Below are 21529 nucleotides of genomic sequence, written 5' to 3' on the forward strand. Positions count from 1 at the left end.
GAGATGTGCATCACAGGAAACTTTGTTTCACCATTGGATAACTAATGTCGAGACTAGCGCAAGGTCCGCCAGGCCCGCAGTGTCTCTTATCCCGGACTCTAGCTGTTGATGCCGAGGGACTCCAGCATCGGCCGGAACTTCGCCCACGTCTCGGCGAGCTCGGCTTCGGGCACGGAGCCCTCGACGACGCCGCAGCCAGCGTACAGCCGCACCGTCTCCGGTGACTCGATGACGGCGCCGCGCAGCGCGATGCCCCATTCCCCGTTGCCGGCGGCGTCCAGCCAGCCGACCGGCCCGGCGTAGGGCCCGCGGTCCAGGTGCTCCAGCTTGCGGATCAGGGCGCCCGCCACGGTGGTCGGCGTGCCGCAGACCGCCGCCGTGGGATGCAGGGCGTTAATCAGGGCGAGGCACGTGGGCACATGGCCCTCGACCTCGGTCAGCTCGGCCTTCACGTCCGAGGCGAGGTGCCAGACGTTCGGGAGCTCCAGGATGAACGGTTCGCTGTGCGCGTTCATCGCCTCCGAGAACGGCGCCAGCTGGGTGGTCAGCGACTGGATGGCGATGTCGTGTTCGTGCCGCTGCTTCTCGGACCCCGCCAGTACCCGCTCGGCGAACTCCAGCGGCGAGCCCGCCATGCCGTCGGCGTCGCGGCGGTCCAGGGTGCCGGCCAGGACGCGGGCCTGCGCGGTGCGCCCCTCCACCTGGATCAGCATCTCCGGAGTGGCGCCCACCAGCCCGTCGACGCCGTAGGTCCAGCATTCGCGGTACCGGGCCGACAGTTCGCGCAGCACCTGGGCGGCATTGACGCCGGTGGGGAGGGTGGCCACGATGTCCCGCGCCAGTACCAGCTTCTCGAGGGCACCGGCCCGGATCTCTTCGACGCCGGCGGCGACGGCGGCCATCCAGGCTTCCTCGCTCAGCGACCCGGTGTGCAGCGTTGCCCCGGCGGCCAACGTCACAGGGCGGACGACGGCGCTGCCCGCCTGTGCGGCAGCGGCACCGGCGCCGGCTTCCGACGTCGGGCCGTCCGGTACGGTGCCGCCCGCACCAGCACGGGCACCGGCTACGGCCCCGCCGCTGCCAAGCCAGCGGTCCAGTGCGGCGCGGGCGCCCGCTGCGGTGAGTTCGACGTCGTCGAACGTCAGCTGGGTGAGCCAGGCCTCGCCGCCACGGAGCCCCACGACGATTTCCGGGACGATCAGCCGCGACTCATGCGCGGAGGCTTTGGAGAAGGCGAAGGAGCCGAAAGCGACCGGGCCGGTGCCGGGCCACTCCACGGCGTCCTCGATCTCGGCTTCGAGGACCAGGTGGCGCCACCAGATGTCCGCCTCGAGGAAGCGCTCGGGTCCTGTGGCGGTGAACCGGGCCACCTCGCCGAAGCCGACCAGGCCCGCTTCGCGGCGGGTCCAGCAGAGAAGGTCGTCGCGGACCAGAAACGAAGGCAGCCCCCCGGGAAATGATTCTGCATCGAGGGGGACTGTCAGTGTCCTGATAATTCTGGTACGGGGCGCGCTGGTCATAGTGAGACTAACCCTACTCCCGACCCGCCGGAGGCCCTGCTCAGGGCGTGGTTCGTGGGTGTGCCGAACATTTGAGACAATGACAGGGTGAACCGAGCATCCTTGGATAAGCGTCCGGACGAAGTAGCCACGATGTTTGACGACGTCGCCCCCAAATACGACGTCGTCAACGATGTCCTGTCGATGGGGCAGACACGGCGTTGGCGCAAGGTCGTGGTCGAAGCCATGGATGTGAAGGCGGGCCAGCGGGTGCTCGACCTCGCCGCCGGCACGGGCACCTCCAGCGAACCGTATGCCGACGCCGGCATCGACGTGATCGCCTGCGACTTCTCGCTCGGCATGCTCAAGGTCGGCAAGCGCCGCCGCCCCGACATCGATTTCATCGCCGGTGACGCCACCCGCCTGCCGTTCGCGGACAACACCTTCGATGCCAGCACCATCTCCTTTGGCCTGCGCAACGTCAACGAGCCGAAAAAGGCCCTCGCCGAGATGCTGCGGGTCACCAAGCCCGGCGGCAAGCTGGTCATCGCCGAGTTCTCCCAGCCCGTGGTGCCGCTGTGGCGCACCATGTACACCGAATACCTCATGCGCGCGCTGCCCGCGATCGCCGTCAAGGTCTCGTCGAACCCGGACGCCTACGTCTACCTCGCCGAATCCATCCGCGCCTGGCCGGACCAGGACCACCTCGCGGCCTGGCTGCAGGAGGCCGGCTGGGAGAGCGTCACCTACCGCAACCTCAGCGGCGGCATCGTCGCCGTGCACCGGGCCGTGAAGCCCGGAACGGAGTCCGGCCCCGCCGCGGGCGCCGCAGCCCTGGCCGCCCACACCGGACCGGTGGCGAGGCTGCGCCGCAACACCCGGCCCGCGCGTTAGTTCGTCGCTGCCGTGAAAGTACTGATCGTCGGAGCCGGTCCGGCCGGATCCACTGCCGCCTACTACCTGGCCAGGGCAGGCATCGACGTCACGGTGCTGGAAAAGACCAGCTTTCCCCGTGAAAAGGTCTGCGGCGACGGACTCACTCCCCGCGCCGTCCGCGAGATCCAGAAGCTCGGCCTGCCGCACCCCGAAGCCGAGGGCTGGCGCCGCAACAAGGGCCTGCGCCTGCTGGCCGGCGGCCGCAGCATCGAACTTCCCTGGCCCGAGGTCTCCGATTTCCCGCAGTACGGGCTGATCCGGACCCGGCTCGGCTTCGACGAGGAACTGGCGCAGCACGCCCGGTCCGCGGGCGCCGTCGTGCTGGAACGCCACAGCGTCACCGAGGCACTGCGCTCCGACGACGGCCGCGTCACCGGGGTCCGGGCCGCGCTGCTCGACGACGCCGGGCGAAAGACCGGCGAAACCCGCGACTTTCCCGCCGACGTCGTCCTCGCGGCGGACGGCAACTCGACCCGCACCGCTGTCTCGCTCGGCCTCCGGAAGCGCGACGACCGCCCGCTCGGCGTCGCCGTCCGCACCTACTTCACCTCGCCGCGGCACGATGATGACTGGATGGAGGGCTGGCTGGAGCTCCCCGGCCGCGACGGCAAACTGCTGCCCGGCTACGGCTGGGTGTTCGGCGTCGGGGACGGCACCTCCAACGTCGGCCTGGGCATCCTGAACTCCTCCAAGGAATTCGGCAAGCTGGATTACAAGCAGGTCCTGCGCGAATGGACCGCCGGCATGCCCGCCGACTGGGGCTTCACCCCGGAGAACCAGGTGGGCGAGATCCGCGGCGCCGCGCTGCCCATGGGCTTCAACCGCACCCCGCATTATTCGCCGGGGCTGCTGCTGCTCGGCGACGCCGGCGGCATGGTCTCCCCGTTCAACGGCGAGGGCATCTCCTACGCCATGGAGTCCGCGCGTTTCGCGGCCGAGTTCATCATCGACGCTTCGTCTCGTTCCGCTTCTCTTTCCGCGTCCCGTTCTGCCTCCGGCCGGTGGAGCGCTTCCGACGCCGATGCCCGGCTTGCAGGGTACGCGGACTACGTGCGGGACCAGTGGGGGTCGCACTTCTCCCTGGGCCGCGCCTTCGCCGCCCTGATCGGGAAGCCGGCCGTGATGAAACTGGCTCTCCGGACGGGCATGCCCATTCCTGTGCTCATGCGGTTCGTGGTGCGGCTGCTGGCCAACCTGACCGATCCCGCGGCCAAGGGCTTCGAGGACCGCGTCATCCGGGTCCTGGAATCGCTGGTCCCGGCGACGTCCAACCAGGGCCCGTCCGGCACGCACGGCACTTCGCACTCCAGCGCCAACTCCGCGGATTCCGCAACAAAAGTTAGGGTTAACCCGTGACCAACTCTGCAGACCAAAGCTGGACGCACGCCGGACACGGCCTGCCGAGCTCTGAGCCCGACCTCAACACCACCGCCATCGCCACCGGATTGCAGCTGCCGGCCGGCTTCGCCGCGATCGCGGGGGACCCCGAACTGGGGCCCGCCATCACCACGAACCTGGCCCGTGTGGAGAAGAAGCTCCGCGAGGCCATTGCCAACTCGGATCCGCTGGCTGACGCGACGTCGCGCCACCTCGTGGAAGCGGGCGGCAAGCGTATCCGCCCCCTCCTGACCCTGCTCTGCGCCCACCTGGGCGACGCTTCGCTGCCCGCCGTGGTGCAGGCCGCCGTCGTCGTTGAACTGACGCACCTGGCGACGCTCTATCACGACGACGTGATGGACTCCGCGCCGTTCCGCCGCGGCGCCCCCACGGCGCACGAGGTCTGGGGGAACTCCGTCGCGGTGCTGACCGGCGACCTGATTTTTGCCCGGGCCTCCATCCTGGTTTCCGAACTTGGCTCCCGTGCCCTGGGCATCCAGGCGCGCACCTTTGAGCGGCTGTGCCTGGGCCAGCTGCACGAAACCGTGGGTCCGCGCCCGGATGAGGATCCGGTGGAGCACTACCTGTCCGTCATCGCCGACAAGACCGGTTCGCTGGTGGCGGCCTCCGGACAGCTCGGCGCGATCTTCTCCGGCGCCGATGAAGCCTACGAGCCGATGCTGGTCGAGTACGGCGAAAAGGTGGGCGTCGCCTTCCAGCTCGCCGACGACGTCATCGACGTCACCGGCGTTAAGGTCAAGTCCGGCAAGTCCCCGGGCACCGACCTGCGCGAGGGTGTGCCGACGCTGCCCGTGCTGCTGCTGCGCAACGCCGCCCGCGACGGGGACCTGACCGCCGTCGAACTCCTGAAGCTCATCGACGGTGACCTCAGCTCCGATGAGGCCCTCGCGGCCGCGGTCGCCGGCCTGCGGGAGCACCCGGTCACGGCCGAATCCTGGGTGGTGGCCCGTGCCTGGGCCGATGAGGCTATTGCCGCCCTCGCGCCGCTGCCCGAGGGAGTGGTAAAGGACTCGCTGACCAACTTCGCGCTGGCCGTGGTGGACCGCGCCAGCTGATATTTGCCGGTTGAGTTCCCGCAGGCGGGGCTGCCAGTCTTAAACGGAATGGCCCCGGTTCCTCACAACGTTTCGAGTCATCCGTTGTGCGGAACCGGGGCCATTTCTCCGTTCGCATCAGATCCACCGGAGGCATTTAGTGAACCCATGACTGAGCCTATGACAGAAATGTCACGCTGTCTAGGCAGGCTGTAAATTTGTTGTCACGGGTTTTGATGGTTGGGTTGGCGGAGTCTCCTCACCTTTGGCGTGGGCCAAGCCTGAAACCGGGGCGACGCGCCGTACCGCTGCTCCAAAGTTGGGGGATCGCCGGCGGCGGATTGGCCCACATAGGCTGCACTGCGCCTGTCCCTCTGTCGAGTACGGGACTGTGCTGGGTGCATGGACCTCACCAGTTACCTGAAATACGCCGGTTCCGTGGCACGGACGGGGACGCTTTTGCAGGCAGGCTTCTCTGAACGGACTGTCAGGGACGCCGTCTCGGCCGGGGAAATCGTGCGGCTGCGCCATGGAATCGTGACACTGGCGGGCGCAGCTCCTGATCTGGTGGCGGCGGTGTTGACCAATGGACTGCTGTGTTGCGCGTCGGCGGCGCCGCACCAGGGTCTGTGGCGGCTCCACGCACCCGAGCGGCTTCATCTCCTTTGCCGGCACGGGTCCGCCGCCGGCGTCGTAATCCACCGCGGCAGCTTGGTGCCGCCGGAGTTTCCCCGTCCTGTTGCCGGGCTGACTGACACCCTGCTCCATGCTCTGCGGTGCCTGCCCCCGATGGAAGCCGCGGTGATGGTGGAAAGCGCCCTGTTGCAGGGGCGTACGACGCTGGACTACTTGGGGCAGCGGCTGCCGGGAAATCGGAACGGTGCCGCCCGCGCGGTTCTTGAGCTGGTCGATGGCTCGGCGGACTCGGCCATTGAAGTCGTTGCCAGGCTGTTGTTCAGGGTCCAGGGCATCTACACACAGACGCAAGTGGAGCTGCCCGGGATTGGCCGTGTGGACTTTTTGCTTGAGGGGTTCCTGATCGTGGAGATTGACGGAAGCACCCATCTGGAGCCCGCTCAAGTGAAGAAGGACAGACGGCGGAACAACGCCAGCACCCTTACGGGCTACGCAGTACTTCGGTATGGGTACCAAGATGTGGTCCACAACCCGCAAAAAGTCATCGATGAGGTGTGGCAGGTACTGCGCGGCCGAGTCATCCGCTGAATTTCCCCACGTACGAACTTCCGACGGCGCAGACTTCCGGCGGGTCGGCCCCGACACCCCGGTGAAGGCCGCCAAACATGGGGAGGATCGGCGGACGGGGAGGATCGGAGCCTGCGTTAGTCCTCGTCCTCGTCGTTGAACGCCCATTCGAACATGTCGAAGACGAACTCGGAGAAGGTTCCTTCCTCGCTCTTCCACTGGGCGCGGGCGTTGTTGCGGCGGTACACGATCGGGTCCGGAACGCTGAGGTCGCCGACCCGGAAGCCCCAGGTGAACTGTTCTTCCTCGTCCTCGAGGAACATGAGGAAGCCTTCGTCATCGACCTCGAGCTCTTCGGGGTCCCAGAAGTAGTGGTACGCCTCCATGATGTCCTCGCAGCCGCCGACCGCGAGGTAGAACTCCCGCAATGCCAGCGGCACCTGGAACTTGTGCTCGGCGAGGGCCGCATCCAGCTCGTCGGCCGGGAGTCCATCCTCTTCCTGCCATTCGTCTTCGAGATACTTCGGAACAAGCGCGCGGAACTTCTCGAGGAACATGTCAGTCATGGTTCTTATCCTAGCTAATCCTTGGTCCCGCCATCCCCGGTGTTCAGGCCGAGCCGGTGCCAGCCGCGGACCGCCAGCGGAACGTGCCACTTGCGCCGCCATGCAGTGACCCGGAAGGCGAAAACGACGGCAGCCACGGCACCCGCGCTGACCGCGTTGAAGGTGCCGGTGACGGACAGCACCACCGTCAGGGCCGCCCCCGCGAACGCCGGCAGCGCATACAGATCCTTCGGGTCGAACAGCTGCGGCACCTCATTGGCGGTAATGTCCCGGAGCAGGCCGCCGCCCACCGCGGTCGTGACCCCGAGGAGCACGGCCGCAATGGGGTTCATCCCGGCCGCTATTGCCTTGAGGGACCCGGTGATGCAGAACAGGGCCAGGCCGCCGGCGTCGAACAGGACCAGCAGGGAGGTGAAGCGCTGGACGCTGGAGAACAGGAAATACACCAGCACCGTGGCGAGCAGCGGCGGCGCCAGGTAGGCCGGGTTGATGAAGGCCGTGGGCGGACCCGCGTTGATGATGATGTCGCGGATGACGCCGCCGCCCAGGCTGACCACCGAGGCCAGCAGCAGCGAGCCGATGATGTCGAACTGTTTCCGCGCCGCGAGCAGGGACCCTGACACGGCGAAGAAGAAGACGCCGGCCAGGTCCAGCCAGATCAGGACGGCGCTAAAGGAAAAAGTCATGGAGCGTCCCGGTCGAATCTCGAGGGGCGGATGGGGCGGCTCCAAGGTTACGCTAACGGCTATGAATAGCCCCATCCTGATCGCCTGCGCCCATGGCACCTCGAGTACTGAGGGTGCTGCCGAAGTCAATGCGCTGCGCGCCGGAATCGCCGCGCTGCGGCCGGGACTGGATATCCGCGAGGCCTATGTCGACGTTCAGGACCCCGAGCTGCCCGCCGTCGTCGCGGGCCTGCCGGCGGGGGAGTCCGCCGTCGTCGTCCCCCTGCTGCTCAGCGTGGGCTACCACGTCAAGGTGGACATCGCCCGTGCCGTCAAGAGCCGGCCGGACACCCGCGCCGCTGCTCCGCTGGGGCCGGATCCGAGACTCGCGGCCCTGCTGGACCAGCGTCTCCGCGAAGCCGGCGTGACCGACAACGACGCCGTGATCCTCGCCGCTGCCGGTTCCTCCGACCCCACCGCCGCGCAGAATGTCGAGGAACTCGCGGGCCAGCTCCGCGCCCTGCGTTCCAACCGGATCGTGGCAGCGTACGGCGCGTCGGCTAAGCCTTCGGTGCCCGACGCCGTCGCCATGCTCCGGGAGGAGGCCGCCGGCGGCGCCGGTGCGGGGGAGTCGGCGGGCGGAGTCGATCTGGGCGGCCGGGTGGTCATCGCCGCCTATCTGCTGGCCCCCGGCTTCTTCCACGACCAGCTCGCCAAGGCCGGCGCGGACCTCGTCACGGCGCCGTTGCTGCCGTCACCGGTGCTCGCCGAAATCGCGCTGGAACGCTACGACGCAGCCCGCGCGGCGGGCGGCTGAACGCCCGCGCGGCGGGAGGCTGAACACCGGCGCGGCGGGCGGCCGACGGCGGTCGCCGCAAGCACACCACCCCCGCCACTTCAAGGCTCGCCGATGCTTCGTGACGATTTATTGCCCTAGGTGACCTCGCGTTGCCGACCCTTTGTGACGGCATTACAGCCACCCCTACAGTCGATCCATGACTGATACAGCTCTAGCCGGAGCGTCCCCGGACCAGGCTGCCCCAGGCCGCACCAAGCGCCCCACCGCCCGCCCCGCCGCAAAGCCGCACGGGCAGTGGAAAGTGGACGGCACCGCCCCGCTGAACGCCAACGAAACCTGGAAGCAGGAGGACAACGGCCTCAACGTCCGCGAGCGTATCGAGTCCGTCTACTCCAAGCATGGCTTCGACTCGATCGACGGCACCGACCTGCACGGGCGCTTCCGTTGGTGGGGCCTCTACACCCAGCGCAAGCCCGGGATCGACGGCGGCAAGACCGCCACGCTCGAGCCGCACGAGCTCGAAGACAAGTACTTTATGCTGCGCGTCAGGATTGACGGCGGCGCCCTCACCACTCAGCAGCTGCGCGTCATCGGCCAGATCTCCGTCGACTTCGCCCGCGACTCGGCAGACCTCACCGACCGCCAGAACATCCAGCTGCACTGGATCCGGGTCGAGGACGTGCCGGAAATCTGGCGCCGCCTCGAGTCGGTGGACCTGTCCACCACGGAAGCCTGCGGCGACGTCCCCCGCGTGATCCTCGGCTCCCCGGTCGCCGGCATCGCGAAGGACGAGATCATCGATCCCACGCCGCTGATCCACGAGCTCGCCGAGCGCTTTATCGGCGACCCCGAACTGGCCAACCTGCCGCGCAAATTCAAAACCGCCATCACCGGCCACCCCAGCCAGGACGTGGTCCACGAGATCAACGACGTCGCCCTGGTGGGCCTGGTCCACCCCGAACTTGGCATCGGCTACGACCTCTGGGTGGGCGGCGCGCTCTCCACGAACCCCATGCTGGGCAAGCGCCTCGGCGCCTTCGTCCGCCCCGACCAGGCCGCCGACGTCTGGCTCGGCGTCACCAGCATCTTCCGCGACTACGGCTACCGGCGCATGCGCACCAAGGCCCGCCTGAAGTTCCTGTTGGCCGACTGGGGCCCGGTGAAGTTCCGCCAGGTGCTCGAGGACGAATACCTCGGCTACAAGCTCGACGACGGCCCGGCCGCCCCCAAGCCCACCACCCCGGGCGACCACATCGGCGTGCACGAGCAGAAGGACGGCAAGTTCTTCATCGGAGCCACCCCGCTGGCCGGACGGCTGTCCGGCAGCCAGCTCGTCATGCTCGCGGACACCCTCGAGGCCCGCGGCTCCCAGCGGCTGCGCACCACCCCGCACCAGAAGCTCGTGGTCCTCGATGTGCCCAAGGACGACGTGGAACCGCTCGTCGCCGAACTCGACGCCCTGGGCCTGTCGGCCCGGCCGTCCGTGTTCCGCCGCGGCACCATCGCCTGCACCGGGATCGAATACTGCAAGCTGGCCATCGTCGAAACCAAGGTCACGGCCGCCACCGCCGTCGCCGAGCTGGAACGCCGCCTCGCCGACCTCGTCGAAACCAGCCAGCTCCCGCAGGCGCTCTCGCTGCACATCAACGGCTGCCCCAACTCCTGCGCCCGGATCCAGACCGCAGACATCGGCCTCAAGGGCATGATGCTTCCCACGCCCGACGGCGATCCCACCCCGGGTTTCCAGGTCCACCTCGGCGGCGGGCTGGCTTCATCGGACCGCGAGGAGGCGGGCCTGGGACGGACTGTCCGCGGCCTTAAGGTCACGGCCGAAGACCTGCCCGACTATGTGGAGCGTGTGGTGCGGAAGTTCGTGGCCGACCACGCCGAGGGCCAGACCTTCGCCGAATGGGCGTTCGCGGCCGACGAGGGTGATCTGCAGTGACTAACATTCAGCCGCTGGCAGGCGGTGGCCCCTCCCTCCGCACCCACGACGAGCTGAAGGTCCTCGCCGAGGCCGGTGCCGCCGAGCTCGGCTGGGACGCCCCGGCCCGCGAGGTGATCGCCTGGGTGGCGCGCAACTTCGATCTCCCGGCGGTAGCCGTCGCCTGCTCCATGGCCGACGCTGTCCTTCCGGCGCTCGTCGCGGACCAGCTCCCCGGCGTCGACGTGCTTTTCCTGGAGACCGGCTACCACTTCCCGGAAACCCACACGACCCGCGACGAGGTCGCCGCGAACCTGCACGTCAACGTCGTCGACGTGCTGCCGGAGAACACCGTGGAGCAGCAGGACCGGCTCCTCGGCAAGGACCTCTTCGCCCGCGACCCCGCCCAGTGCTGCGCGCTGCGCAAGGTGGCCCCGCTGCGCCGCACCCTCGCCGGTTACGAACTTTGGTTCACCGGCGTCCGCCGCGACGAGGCCCCCACCCGCACCAACACCCCCCTGGTCACCTGGGACGAAACCAACGGCCTGGTCAAGGTCAACCCGGTCGCGGCCTGGAGCTTCGACCAGCTGGTCCAGTACTCCGACGACAACCTCCTCCCCGTCAACCCGCTGCTTTCACAGGGCTACCCGTCCATTGGCTGCCAGCCCTGCACCCGCAAGGTAGCGCCCGGCGACGATCCCCGCGCCGGACGCTGGGCAGGAACCGACAAGACAGAATGCGGACTACACGTATGAGCAACTTGAGCACGACGACGACGACGGCCGGCTACGCCTCCGCGGCAGATGCCGCCCCCGCCCCTTCGCTGGACGGCAATGCTGCAAGCAGCATGCCGTCCAGCTACGGAAGGCCCGATGCCACTCCCGGGGCGGCATCTGCCGCTGCGGCTCTGCGGTCGGGTCGCCTGAGTTCTGCGGCCCCGCGCGCGGCCCGCCTTTCGTCGTTGGACACTTTGGAATCAGAAGCGATCCACATTATTCGCGAGGTTGTTGCCGAGTTTGAGAAGCCTGCGCTGCTGTTTTCCGGCGGCAAGGATTCTGTGGTGATGCTGCACCTGGCTACGAAGGCCTTCTGGCCGGGGAAGGTTCCGTTCCCGGTGCTGCATGTGGATACCGGGCACAACTTTCCTGAGGTCATCGAGTTCCGTGACCGGACCGTGGAGCGGCTGGGGCTCAGGCTCGTCGTCGGGTCGGTGCAGGAGTTCATTGACTCCGGCGAGCTGGCCGAGCGGGCCGACGGCACGCGCAACCCGCTGCAGACCGTGCCGCTGCTGGACGCGATCCAGCGCAACAAGTTCGACGCCGTATTCGGCGGCGGCCGCCGCGACGAGGACAAGGCCCGGGCCAAGGAACGGATCCTGAGCCTGCGCGACGAGTTCGGCCAGTGGGACCCGCGGAACCAGCGGCCCGAGCTGTGGAACCTCTACAACGGCCGGCATACCGTGGGCCAGCACGTCCGGGCGTTCCCGATCAGCAACTGGACCGAGCTGGATGTGTGGCGCTACATCGAACGCGAAAACATCGACCTGCCCGGCCTCTACTACGCCCACGCCCGCGAAGTCTTTGCCCGCGACGGCATGTGGCGCGCGGTCGGCGAGGTCTCCCAGCCGCGCGACGACGAGCAGGTCATCACCAAGACCGTCCGCTACCGGACCGTTGGCGACATGTCCTGCACCGGCGCCGTCGAATCGGCCGCCGCCAGCGTGCGCGACGTCGTCATTGAAGTTGCCGCCTCCACCATCACCGAACGTGGCGCCACCCGGGCCGATGACCGCATCTCCGAGGCCGCCATGGAAGACCGCAAGAAGGACGGCTATTTCTAATGAGCACCGACATCGACACCGCCCGCGCGGCTGCCCTGCTCGACGAGGCCCCACTGGCACACGCTTCCCTATTTCGCTTCGCGACCGCCGGATCCGTCGACGACGGCAAGTCCACCCTGGTGGGCCGGCTCCTGCACGACTCCAAGGCGATCCTCGCCGACCAGCTCGACGCCGTCGCCCGCACCTCGGCGGACCGCGGTTTCGGGGGATCGGCTGGCGGGATCGACCTGGCCCTGCTGACCGACGGCCTGCGCGCCGAGCGGGAGCAGGGCATCACCATCGACGTCGCCTACCGCTACTTCGCCACGGACCGCCGCAGCTTTATCCTCGCGGACTGCCCCGGGCACGTGCAGTACACCAAGAACACGGTCACCGGTGCGTCGACGGCGGACGCCGTCGTCGTGCTCATTGACGCCCGCAAGGGTGTCCTGGAGCAGACCCGCCGGCACCTGTCCGTGCTGCAGCTGCTGCGCGTGGCGCACGTGATCGTCGCCGTGAACAAGATCGACCTGGTGGACTTCAGCGAGGACGTTTTCCGCGAGATCGAGGCGGACGTCCAGCAGGTCGGCCGCGAGCTGGGCCTGGGCTCTGACGGGATCAGCGACCTGCTGGTGGTTCCGGTGTCCGCGCTCGACGGCGACAACGTCGTGGACCGCTCGGACCGCACGCCCTGGTACGACGGCCCTGCGCTGCTGGAAGTTCTGGAGACGCTGCCGGCCGCTGACGAACTCGAAAGCTACCTGGAGAGCTTCCGCTTCCCGGTCCAGCTGGTGGTCCGGCCGCAGGGCGCGCTGGCGCCTGACGCCGTCGCCGGCGGCCTCGACCCGGAGGCGTACCGCGACTACCGTGCCTACGCGGGCCAGATCACCGAAGGCTCGGTGAAGGTAGGGGACCCGGTCAGCATCCTGACCCCGGGCCAGGCGCCGCGCAGCACCACCGTCACCGGGATCGACTTCGCCGGCCGCGAGCTCGCCGAGGCGGCAGCCCCGCAGTCCGTGGCCCTGCGCCTCGCGGATGAGTTCGACGTCGCCCGCGGTGACACGATCGCCGCGGCGGGTCCGGCCGGTGGCAGAATACCGGAAGCATCGGCAGATCTGTACGCCGCCCTGTGCTGGCTCTCGCCGAAACCGCTCCGCGAGGGTGCCAAGGTGCTGGTCAAGCACGGCACCCGCACGGTTCAGGCCCTGGTCCGGAACGTGACGGGCAAGCTGGACCTCGCCAACTTCCAGCTGGAACCCACCTCCGCGCTGGAACTCAACGACATCGGCCACGCCCAGCTGCGGCTCTCAGCGCCGCTGCCGCTCGAGAACTATCTGCACCACCGGCGCACTGGTGCGTTCCTGGTGATCGATCCGCTGGACGGCAACACCCTCGCCGCCGGCCTCGTCAAGGACCACCCGGGGGACCACGAGGACGAGCGCTACTCGATCTAGGCCTGTCCCGGAAGTGCCCTGGTTGCTTCGGGTCGCCGGACACGTGCGAGGTCGCCGGAAACTTCCGGCGACCTCGCGTGTTTCCCGCGAATTCGCCGCTCGTGGCCCTTGCCACCGGTCTCCCGGAACACGATCATCGTTCTGGGAGGCGTCGTGGAAATCATCAATAGCAGGCTGGTCAGCTGGGCGTCGATCCTCGATGACAAGACCCGCGAACAGGCCCTGGCCACGGCACAGCTGCCCATCATCTACCCGCACCTGGCACTGATGCCGGACGCCCATCTGGGCCTCGGCGCCACCGTGGGATCCGTCATCCCCACCCTTCACGCCGTCATCCCGGCGGCCGTGGGCGTCGACATCGGCTGCGGCATGATCGCCGTCCGCACGCAGTATGGCGTCCAAGACTTGCCGAAGGACCGCAAACGACTGCGGGAGGGAATCGAACACGCCGTTCCGCTGTCCGCCGGCCACAACAACCACAGGATCAGCGACACCGCCGCACCCCGCATTGCCCAGCTGCGCCGGATGGCAGCCACCGCCCGCTTCGACCCCGGCCAGTACGCCACGAACTGGGAGCTGCAGCTGGGATCGCTGGGCTCGGGCAACCACTTCATCGAAGTGTGCGCCGACGAGACCGACGCCGTGTGGCTGTTCCTGCACTCCGGCTCCCGCGGGGTGGGCAACAAGCTCGCGCAGCGGCACATCGCCGAGGCCCGGAGCGTTGCCCGGGGCCGGCACATCGTCCTGCCGCATCCGGACCTGGCCTACCTCGAGGAGGGCACTCCCGAATTCGACCGCTACATCCGGGAACTCCACTGGGCCCAGCACTTCGCCCTGCTGAACCGCGAGGAAATGATGGACCGGGTGGTCCGGCAGTTTGAGTCCTGGACTGGCGGCCCCGTCCGCGAGGCTGAACGGATCAACTGCCACCACAACTTCACCGCAAAGGAACACCACTACGGCAAGTCCGTCTGGGTCTCCCGCAAGGGAGCGATCAGGGCCGAAGCCGGGGACCGTGGACTGATTCCCGGCTCCATGGGCACCGCATCCTATGTTGTTGTGGGCCTGGGGAACCGCGTGTCCCTGAATTCCTCGCCCCACGGCGCCGGCCGGGAACACTCAAGGAACGCCGCGAAGAAGCTCTTCACGCTGGCCGAGCTGAAGGCCGCCATGAAGGGCATCGAGTTCCGGCCCAGCGAAGCCTTCATCGACGAAATACCGGCGGCCTACAAGCCCATTGGCCAGGTGATGCGCGACTCCGCCGACCTCGTCACGATCCGGCACAAGCTCCGGCAACTCGTCAACGTTAAAGGCGACTGATTCGCGCAAGGGCCCGGTTGGCGGGCCCGCATATGACGTTGCATGAACCCGCGTGACCCCCGGTTTCCGGGCCGTTGAACCGGGTTCGTGACACTCCCTATGGTGAATCCATGACAACCACTGAACGCCTCTCCGGCCGCTTCCCGCGGACCTTCCGGGGGCGATGTCGCCGGCGCTGACCACCCGCCCGGCCAACCCGTCTCTCCCAGAACAGGACTTCACCAATGTCATCTACGCCCCGAAACACCGATAGCCAGAATCCCGAAAAACCGACCGCCGGAACCACCCGGATCGTCGCCGGTGAATCTGCCAAGCCCAAACGCAAGCGCACCCTGGAGATCAGCCTGGCCGTCGGCCTCGTGCTGCTGATCGGAGCCGGCGCCGCCGTCGCATCCACGGTGTCCCGCGCGAACGAAACGGCCACTCCCGCCGCCGTCGTCAACACCCCCGCTGCCGAACTCAAGCTCGGTTATTTCGGCAACATCACCCACGCCCCGGCCCTCGTCGGAGTGAGCCAGGGCCTGATCGCCAAGAACCTCGGCGAGACCAAGCTCAGCACTCAGGTCTTCAACGCAGGCCCCGCCGCGATCGAAGCCCTCAACGCCGGCGCCATCGACGCGACCTACATCGGTCCGAACCCGGCCATCAACTCCTACGTCAAGAGCAAGGGCGAATCGATCAGCATCATCGCGGGTGCCGCCTCCGGCGGAGCGCAGTTGGTGGTCAAGCCCGAAATCAACACGCCCGCGGACCTCAAAGGCAAGAAGCTCGCGACGCCGCAGCTCGGCGGCACCCAGGACGTGGCACTGCGCGCCTGGCTGGGCAAGCAGGGATACAAGACCAACACTGATGGCAGCGGCGACGTCGCCATCAACCCCACGGAAAACGCCCAGACCCTAAAGCTGTTCCAGGACGGAAAGCTCGACGGCGCATGGCTGCCGGAACCGTGGGCCTCCCGGCTGGTGCTGCAGGCCGGAGCCAAGGTCCTGGTCGACGAGAAGGACCTGTGGGAGAAGGGAGAATTCATCACCACCGTCCTGATCGTCAACAAGAAGTTCGCCGCCGAGCACCCGGACACGGTCAAGGCTCTGTTGAAGGGCCACGTGGAATCCGTGGACTGGCTTAACTCAGCGCCCGCTGCCGAGAAGTCCACTGTCCTCAACGCGGCCCTCAAGGAATCCGCCGGAGCCGCCCTGCCGGCCGATGTGATCGACCGCTCGCTCAAGAACATCGTCTACACCGTCGACCCGCTCGCCGGAACGTACCAGAAGCTGTTGCAGGATGGCGTCGACGCGGGCACCACGCAGAAGGCCGACATCAACGGCATCTTCGACCTCACGGCCCTGAACAATGTCCTGAGCGACGGCCCCGCCGGGACGAAGATCTCCTCGCAGGGACTGGGCAAGGACTAGCCAGTTCCCGTCTCCTGCCCGCCAGCAGTACCCGCCAAAAGAAGTTAGGACGTGACCATGCCAGTCGTACTGGAAAACCTGGGCAAGCGCTTCGGCGACGGCGCCCCGGTGCTGGACGACGTCAACGCCACCATCGGGCAGGGCGAGTTCGTCGCCCTGCTCGGTGCGTCCGGCTGCGGCAAGTCCACCCTGCTGAACATCATGGCGGGACTGGAGGCGCCGACGTCGGGCGCTCTCGAGGTGCCCAGCGACGGCGCCGCCTTTATGTTCCAGGACGCGGCGCTGTTCCCGTGGCTGACCGCGCGGGAGAACATCGAGCTGGCCCTGAAGCTGCGCGGCGCCGGGAAGGCCGAGCGGAGGGCCAAGGCGGGCGAGCTGCTGGACCTGGTGCACCTGGGCGGGGCGGGTGACAAGCGCCCGCACGAGCTCTCCGGCGGCATGCGCCAGCGGGTTTCCCTGGCCCGCTCGCTGGCCCAGGACCGGCAGCTGCTCCTGATGGACGAGCCGTTCGCGGCCCTGGACGCGATCACCCGCGACCTGCTCCATGACGAGCTGGAGCGGATCTGGAAGGAAACCGGCCGCACCATCGTGTTCGTCACCCACAACGTCCGGGAAGCCGTCCGGCTGGGCCAGCGTGTGCTGCTGCTCTCCTCCCGGCCCGGCCGGGTGGTGCGGGAATGGCACGTCAGCGAGGAGCACCGCACCGACGCCGGCCTTGCCGGCCAGCTCACCGGCGAAATCACCGCCCGGCTTCGCGAGGAGATCCGCCGCCATGCCAAGTAAGTTCCTGTCCCACTACGCCCAGGGCGCCGAGCCGGCCGAGACGTCCCTCATCCCGAACCTGGACCCCGGCTCCCGCAAGGTCCACGCGGCCCTCACCCGGTCCTCCACCGGCTCGGCCGACCTTCGCGAGCTCGAGTCAGGGCTGGATTCACTCCAGTCCGACGCCGTGCGCAAGGCCCGCATCGACTGGAGTCGGATCCTGCTGCCGGTCGCCGCCGTCGTGGTCCTGCTGGTCGTCTGGCAGCTCTACGTCTCGCTCGGCATCAAGCGGCGCGACCTGGTCCCCGGCCCGCTCGACGTGCTGGGCCAGTTCGGCCAGCTCTGGTCCGAGGGCAAGCTGCAGGAAGCGGTGTGGACGTCGCTGCAGCGCGGGCTCATTGGCTTCCTGATCAGCGTGGTCATCGCGACGCCGGTCGGGCTCCTGCTTGCCCAGGTCGCCCCGCTGCGGCGCGCGTTCGGGCCGCTCATCTCGGGGCTTCAGGTGCTGCCCTCCGTGGCGTGGGTGCCCGCGGCCATCATCTGGTTTGGCCTGACCGACGCCACCGTGTATTTCGTGGTGTTCATGGGCGCCATCCCCTCGATCATCAACGGGCTGATCTCCGGCGTGGACCAGATCCCGCCGCAGTACCGCAGCGTCGGGACGGTCCTGGGCGCCTCCCGGCTCCAACTGGCACTGCAGATCGTCCTTCCCGCCGCCCTGCCGGGCTACCTGAGCGGGCTCAAGCAGGGCTGGGCCTTTTCCTGGCGCTCGCTGATGGCCGCGGAGATAATCGCCGTTGGCGGCAGCATCGGGTTTGGCCTGGGCTCTATGCTGAACCAGGGCCGCGACCTGTCCGATATGACCATCGTGATGTCCGCGATCCTGCTGATCCTCGCCGTCGGCATCCTGATCGAACTGCTGGTGTTCGGCCCGGTCGAAAAGCGGCTGCTCCGCCGTCGCGGCCTCCTGGCAGGCAGCACCCGGTAGGCATCTGCCGTCCAGCAGCAACGCGGGGTCACTTGCCGCCCATAACCCCCGGGTTTATGGGCGCCAGGTGACTCCGCGTTGCTGTTGTCTGGCGTCACGGGCAGGCCTACACTCACGGCTATAGGCCGGTGTACGGCCGAACCAGCCCGATTCTGAGGAGACAGCCATGGCACCAAAATATGGAGTGCTGGCACTGGTCGAAGCCAAACTGGGGAAAGAACAAGAGGTCTGGGATTTCCTCAACGGGGGCCGCGAGATAGTCCTCAAGGAGCCCGGAACCCGGACCTGGTACGCCTTCCGGGTCAACGATTACACCTTCGGCATCTTCGATACCTTTGACACCGAGGAGGACCGGCAGGCGCATCTCAACGGGGCCATCCCCGCGGCGCTCGGCGAACACGGCCCCGCGCTGCTGTCCAAGGATCCCGACATCAAACTGGTCGACCTCATCGCGGTGAAGTAGCCCGCGGCATACGCTCCCGCTGTCCGCCCTCGATTGCCGGGCGGGGGCGCATTGACACGGACACGCCGCCGTTCAGGCCCGACGCCGTGGCGGGCGCCGTCAAAGTGCCCCCGGACCGCCGCGCACCGGCGCCCAAGGGCGGCCTCGCTCCGGCGCCCCCGGCGCGGCCCCAACTATGTGACGCGGCGTTACCCTGCGTGAACGGGTGTTTCCGCACCGTTGTTCCGCCATATGACGCCGCCCTATCGTCGATGCATGGCAATTCAGGACATTTACCCCACGGCGCTGCGCCTCCTCGGCCGCCCCGTGCTGGTGGTCGGCGGCGGCCCGGTCGCCGCACGCCGCGCCAAGGGGCTGCTCGACGCCGGCGCCCGCGTCACCGTCGTCGCGCCCCTTGCCTGCCCCACACTGACTGACCTCGCCGACGCCGGCCTCCTCTCGTGGGAGCCGCGCGAGTACCGCAGCTCCGACGTCGACGGCGCCTGGTTCGTGCAGACCGCCACCGGCGATCCGGCGGTGGACGCGCAGGTCGCGGCCGACGCCGAGGCGCAGCGCATCTGGTGCGTCAACGCCTCCGACCACGAAGCCTCCGCCGCCTGGACTCCCGCCGTCGCCGTCGTGGACGACGTCAAGATCGCCGTGAACGCCGGGGGAGACCCGCGCCGCGCCATGGCCCTGCGCGACGCCGTCGCCACCGCACTGGAAACCGGGGACTTGCCCCTGCGCCGGCGCCGCGGCAATTCAGCTGCGGGCACCGTGGCGCTCGTGGGCGGCGGTCCCGGCGACAGCGGGCTCATCACCGTCCGCGGCAGGCGGCTCCTGGGCCAGGCCGACGTCGTGGTCGCGGACCGCCTCGGCCCCCGCGAACTCCTGGCCGAACTGGCACCCGACGTCCGCGTGATCGAGGTCGGCAAGACCCCCGGCCACCACCCAGTGCCGCAGGCCGAGATCAACCGCATCCTCGTCGACGAAGCACGGCAGGGCCACCGCGTGGTCCGGCTCAAGGGCGGCGACCCGTACGTCCTGGGCCGCGGCGGCGAGGAAGCCGAATTCTGCCGGCAGCACGGCGTCGAGGTCGAAGTAGTCTCCGGCGTCACCTCCGCCATCTCGGTCCCGGCCGCCGCCGGCATCCCGGTCACGCACCGCGGGCTGGCAAGGGGATTCAGCGTGGTCACCGGCCACGAGGAGCTCTCCGAAGTCCCGGCCCGGCCCGACCACACCGTGATCCTGCTCATGGGCGTGGGCCAGCTCCGCGATTCCGCGGCCTCGCTGGGACGCGCCGGTTTGCCAGCGGACACGCCTGTTGGCATCGTAGAGAATGGATACCTGCCGGACCAGCGGGTGACCATCGGAACACTCGGGACCATCGCGGACCAGGCGGAGGCCGCAGGCGTCGCGAACCCCGCCGTGATCGTGATCGGTGACGTGGTCCGCGTCAGCCCGTTCGCGCCGTCGCACTTCAAGACCGCGGACTACAGCACCACCTCCCCGAACACACCCCGCACGCCCCGCTCCACCAAGACCCGCGTACTGACCCCGTAAAACCCGTCGATTGCTCCATAACTGCCGTTATCAAGCCCGAAAACGGCAGTTATGGAGCAACGGATGCAGAAGAACAAAGGAACACAGCCGTGTCAACGAACACCCCTGTAGGAACTGCCGCCCGCCCGCTGCGCATCGCCGTCGTCGGCTCCGGACCCGCCGGTGTGTACGCCGCGGACATCCTGACCAAGAGCGAGGCCGTCAAGAGCGGCGAGCTCACGGTGAGCATCGACCTCTTCGACCGCTACCCGGCGCCCTACGGCCTGATCCGCTACGGCGTGGCCCCGGACCACCCCCGCATCAAGGGCATCGTCAACGCCCTGCACAAGGTCCTGGACCGCGGCGACATCCGCTTCTTCGGCAACGTCGACTACGGCACCGACCTGTCCATCGAGGACCTGCGCACCCACTACGACGCCGTCATCTTCGCCACCGGCGCCATCAAGGACGCGGACCTGAACATCCCGGGCATCGAACTTGAGGGCTCGTACGGCGGCGCCGACTTCGTCTCCTGGTACGACGGCCACCCCGACGTGTCCCGCGACTGGCCCCTGGATGCCAAGGAAATCGCCGTGATCGGCAACGGCAACGTGGCCCTGGACGTCGCCCGGATGCTCTCCAAGCACGCCGATGACCTCCTGGTCTCCGAAATCCCTGACAACGTCTACGTCGGACTCAAAGCATCCCCGGTCACGGACGTTCACGTCTTCGGCCGCCGCGGCCCGGCCCAGGTCAAATTCACCCCGCTGGAGCTGCGCGAACTGTCCCACTCCAAGGACGTGGACATCATCCTCTACGCCGAGGACTTCGAGTTCGACGCCGAATCGGACCGGCAGATCCAGAGCAACAACCAGACCAAGACCATGGTGGGGACGCTCACCAACTGGATCGCCGAACAGCCCGAGGACCTCTCCGAGCTCACGGCTTCCCGCCGCCTGCACCTGCACTTCCTGCACAGCCCGGTGGAGGTTCACGACGACGCCGGGACCCCCGGCCGCGTCGCCGGGATCAAGTTCGAGCGCACGGAGCTGGACGGCACCGGGAACGCCCGCGGCACCGGCGAATTCGTCGACTACCCGGTCCAGGCCGTGTACCGCGCGATCGGCTACTTCGGCTCCGCCCTGCCCGAGGTCGAGTTCGACCACAGCAAGGGCGTTGTCCCGAACGACGGCGGCCGCGTCCTGGACGCTTCCGGCGCCCACGTGCCGGGCATCTACGCCACGGGCTGGATCAAGCGCGGCCCGGTCGGCCTGATCGGCCACACCAAGGGCGATGCCCTGGAGACCGTGACCTATCTGCTGGAGGACCGCGGGAACCTGCCGCTGGCAGCGGCACCCGAGCCAGGCGCCGTCGTCGACCTGCTTGAGAGCCGCGGCGTGCAATACACCAGCTGGGAAGGCTGGCTTGCCCTCGACGCGCACGAGCGGACCCTCGGCGAAAAGGCCAGTGCCGGCGCCGGGGCGGACGGCATCCAGCGCGAGCGCATCAAGGTGGTCCCGCGCGAGGACATGGTGGAAATTTCCCGCGGCGGGGTGGCCGCGGAGGTCTAAGCTCCCGTCAAAGTGCAACGCGGGGTCACTTGCCGCCCGTCCCGGAGGCGCAGAATCATACGGTCGTTGCAACATCTGATTTTTTGGAGGTTGCCATGCCGAGTGGTTTTCGGGCGCCGGATGCGCTGAAGGATGAGTTCTTTTCGCTTCTGCGGCAGGGGGTGTCGGTCAAGGAAGCCTCTGCCCGGATTGGGG

Annotated in this window: 19 protein-coding genes; 16 read left to right on the forward strand and 3 right to left on the reverse strand. The window is 68.1% G+C overall.

What is annotated here, in order from left to right:
- Window positions 1–98 precede the first annotated feature (98 nt).
- Complete coding sequence (locus AB4Y67_RS15800) at window positions 99–1520, reverse strand: isochorismate synthase (RefSeq protein WP_441406709.1); 1422 nt, start codon at window positions 1518–1520, stop codon at window positions 99–101.
- Between the two features lie 87 nt (window positions 1521–1607).
- Between AB4Y67_RS15800 and AB4Y67_RS15805 the strand changes: the two genes are divergently transcribed.
- From AB4Y67_RS15805 to AB4Y67_RS15820, 4 genes are all read left to right on the forward strand, one after another.
- Window positions 1608–2393 carry a demethylmenaquinone methyltransferase gene (locus tag AB4Y67_RS15805; protein ID WP_441406710.1) on the forward strand — a complete coding sequence of 262 codons (786 nt, stop codon included), beginning with the start codon at window positions 1608–1610 and terminating at the stop codon, window positions 2391–2393.
- A gap of 12 nt (window positions 2394–2405) precedes the next feature.
- Window positions 2406–3791 carry a geranylgeranyl reductase family protein gene (locus AB4Y67_RS15810; RefSeq protein WP_441406711.1) on the forward strand — a complete coding sequence of 462 codons (1386 nt, stop codon included), beginning with the start codon at window positions 2406–2408 and terminating at the stop codon, window positions 3789–3791.
- A complete protein-coding gene (locus AB4Y67_RS15815) occupies window positions 3788–4888 on the forward strand; it encodes a polyprenyl synthetase family protein (protein ID WP_441406712.1) in 1101 nt (366 codons plus the stop codon). Before AB4Y67_RS15810 ends, AB4Y67_RS15815 begins: the two co-directional genes overlap by 4 nt.
- 381 nt (window positions 4889–5269) lie before the next feature.
- Window positions 5270–6091, forward strand: coding sequence for a DUF559 domain-containing protein (locus AB4Y67_RS15820; RefSeq protein ID WP_441406713.1), 822 nt, complete (start codon window positions 5270–5272; stop codon window positions 6089–6091).
- Between the two features lie 116 nt (window positions 6092–6207).
- Here AB4Y67_RS15820 and AB4Y67_RS15825 read toward each other — a convergent pair whose 3' ends face one another.
- Entirely contained in the window at window positions 6208–6636 is a 429-nt protein-coding gene (locus tag AB4Y67_RS15825) for a hypothetical protein (RefSeq protein WP_441406714.1), read from the reverse strand.
- A gap of 14 nt (window positions 6637–6650) precedes the next feature.
- Window positions 6651–7322 carry a trimeric intracellular cation channel family protein gene (locus AB4Y67_RS15830; RefSeq protein WP_441406715.1) on the reverse strand — a complete coding sequence of 224 codons (672 nt, stop codon included), beginning with the start codon at window positions 7320–7322 and terminating at the stop codon, window positions 6651–6653.
- A 61-nt stretch (window positions 7323–7383) separates the two neighbouring features.
- Here AB4Y67_RS15830 and AB4Y67_RS15835 point away from each other — a divergent pair, with 61 nt between their 5' ends.
- From AB4Y67_RS15835 to AB4Y67_RS15890, 12 genes are all read left to right on the forward strand, one after another.
- The gene (locus AB4Y67_RS15835; protein ID WP_441406716.1) at window positions 7384–8118 is read left to right on the forward strand and encodes a sirohydrochlorin chelatase; all 735 of its coding nucleotides are present in this window, start codon (window positions 7384–7386) and stop codon (window positions 8116–8118) included.
- A 178-nt stretch (window positions 8119–8296) separates the two neighbouring features.
- Entirely contained in the window at window positions 8297–10045 is a 1749-nt protein-coding gene (locus AB4Y67_RS15840) for a nitrite/sulfite reductase (RefSeq protein ID WP_441406717.1), read from the forward strand.
- Window positions 10042–10779 carry a phosphoadenylyl-sulfate reductase gene (locus AB4Y67_RS15845; protein ID WP_441406718.1) on the forward strand — a complete coding sequence of 246 codons (738 nt, stop codon included), beginning with the start codon at window positions 10042–10044 and terminating at the stop codon, window positions 10777–10779. The genes AB4Y67_RS15840 and AB4Y67_RS15845 overlap by 4 nt, the downstream gene beginning before the upstream one ends.
- Window positions 10776–11864 (forward strand): sulfate adenylyltransferase subunit CysD, encoded by a 1089-nt coding sequence (gene cysD / locus AB4Y67_RS15850; RefSeq protein ID WP_441406719.1) that lies wholly within the window; start codon window positions 10776–10778, stop codon window positions 11862–11864. Before AB4Y67_RS15845 ends, cysD begins: the two co-directional genes overlap by 4 nt.
- Window positions 11864–13297: a sulfate adenylyltransferase subunit 1 gene (locus AB4Y67_RS15855; RefSeq protein ID WP_441406720.1), complete on the forward strand. Its 1434-nt coding sequence runs from the start codon at window positions 11864–11866 to the stop codon at window positions 13295–13297. Before cysD ends, AB4Y67_RS15855 begins: the two co-directional genes overlap by 1 nt.
- Before the next feature lie 153 nt (window positions 13298–13450).
- On the forward strand, window positions 13451–14617 hold the full coding sequence (locus AB4Y67_RS15860; protein WP_441406721.1) for an RtcB family protein: 1167 nt from the start codon (window positions 13451–13453) through the stop codon (window positions 14615–14617).
- A gap of 224 nt (window positions 14618–14841) precedes the next feature.
- Window positions 14842–16029: an ABC transporter substrate-binding protein gene (locus AB4Y67_RS15865; RefSeq protein ID WP_441406722.1), complete on the forward strand. Its 1188-nt coding sequence runs from the start codon at window positions 14842–14844 to the stop codon at window positions 16027–16029.
- A gap of 57 nt (window positions 16030–16086) precedes the next feature.
- Window positions 16087–16812: an ABC transporter ATP-binding protein gene (locus tag AB4Y67_RS15870; protein ID WP_441406723.1), complete on the forward strand. Its 726-nt coding sequence runs from the start codon at window positions 16087–16089 to the stop codon at window positions 16810–16812.
- Window positions 16802–17779: an ABC transporter permease gene (locus tag AB4Y67_RS15875; RefSeq protein ID WP_441406724.1), complete on the forward strand. Its 978-nt coding sequence runs from the start codon at window positions 16802–16804 to the stop codon at window positions 17777–17779. The genes AB4Y67_RS15870 and AB4Y67_RS15875 overlap by 11 nt, the downstream gene beginning before the upstream one ends.
- 166 nt (window positions 17780–17945) lie before the next feature.
- Window positions 17946–18242 carry a putative quinol monooxygenase gene (locus AB4Y67_RS15880; protein ID WP_441406725.1) on the forward strand — a complete coding sequence of 99 codons (297 nt, stop codon included), beginning with the start codon at window positions 17946–17948 and terminating at the stop codon, window positions 18240–18242.
- 255 nt (window positions 18243–18497) lie between these two features.
- Window positions 18498–19784 carry a uroporphyrinogen-III C-methyltransferase gene (gene cobA / locus AB4Y67_RS15885; protein WP_441406726.1) on the forward strand — a complete coding sequence of 429 codons (1287 nt, stop codon included), beginning with the start codon at window positions 18498–18500 and terminating at the stop codon, window positions 19782–19784.
- An 89-nt stretch (window positions 19785–19873) separates the two neighbouring features.
- Window positions 19874–21334: an FAD-dependent oxidoreductase gene (locus AB4Y67_RS15890; protein ID WP_441406727.1), complete on the forward strand. Its 1461-nt coding sequence runs from the start codon at window positions 19874–19876 to the stop codon at window positions 21332–21334.
- The last annotated feature ends 195 nt before the right edge of the window (window positions 21335–21529 follow it).

This window comes from Arthrobacter sp. YAF17, assembly GCF_052113365.1.
Lineage (GTDB): Bacteria > Actinomycetota > Actinomycetes > Actinomycetales > Micrococcaceae > Arthrobacter.

Coding starts and splice junctions, on each gene's coding strand:
- AB4Y67_RS15800 (WP_441406709.1), bottom strand. CDS start 1,520: ATGACCAGCGCGCCCCGTACCAGAATTATCAGGACACTGACAGTCCCC.
- AB4Y67_RS15820 (WP_441406713.1), top strand. CDS start 5,270: ATGGACCTCACCAGTTACCTGAAATACGCCGGTTCCGTGGCACGGACG.
- AB4Y67_RS15825 (WP_441406714.1), bottom strand. CDS start 6,636: ATGACTGACATGTTCCTCGAGAAGTTCCGCGCGCTTGTTCCGAAGTAT.
- AB4Y67_RS15830 (WP_441406715.1), bottom strand. CDS start 7,322: ATGACTTTTTCCTTTAGCGCCGTCCTGATCTGGCTGGACCTGGCCGGC.
- AB4Y67_RS15835 (WP_441406716.1), top strand. CDS start 7,384: ATGAATAGCCCCATCCTGATCGCCTGCGCCCATGGCACCTCGAGTACT.
- AB4Y67_RS15840 (WP_441406717.1), top strand. CDS start 8,297: ATGACTGATACAGCTCTAGCCGGAGCGTCCCCGGACCAGGCTGCCCCA.
- cysD (WP_441406719.1), top strand. CDS start 10,776: ATGAGCAACTTGAGCACGACGACGACGACGGCCGGCTACGCCTCCGCG.
- AB4Y67_RS15855 (WP_441406720.1), top strand. CDS start 11,864: ATGAGCACCGACATCGACACCGCCCGCGCGGCTGCCCTGCTCGACGAG.
- AB4Y67_RS15865 (WP_441406722.1), top strand. CDS start 14,842: ATGTCATCTACGCCCCGAAACACCGATAGCCAGAATCCCGAAAAACCG.
- AB4Y67_RS15870 (WP_441406723.1), top strand. CDS start 16,087: ATGCCAGTCGTACTGGAAAACCTGGGCAAGCGCTTCGGCGACGGCGCC.
- AB4Y67_RS15875 (WP_441406724.1), top strand. CDS start 16,802: ATGCCAAGTAAGTTCCTGTCCCACTACGCCCAGGGCGCCGAGCCGGCC.
- AB4Y67_RS15880 (WP_441406725.1), top strand. CDS start 17,946: ATGGCACCAAAATATGGAGTGCTGGCACTGGTCGAAGCCAAACTGGGG.
- cobA (WP_441406726.1), top strand. CDS start 18,498: ATGGCAATTCAGGACATTTACCCCACGGCGCTGCGCCTCCTCGGCCGC.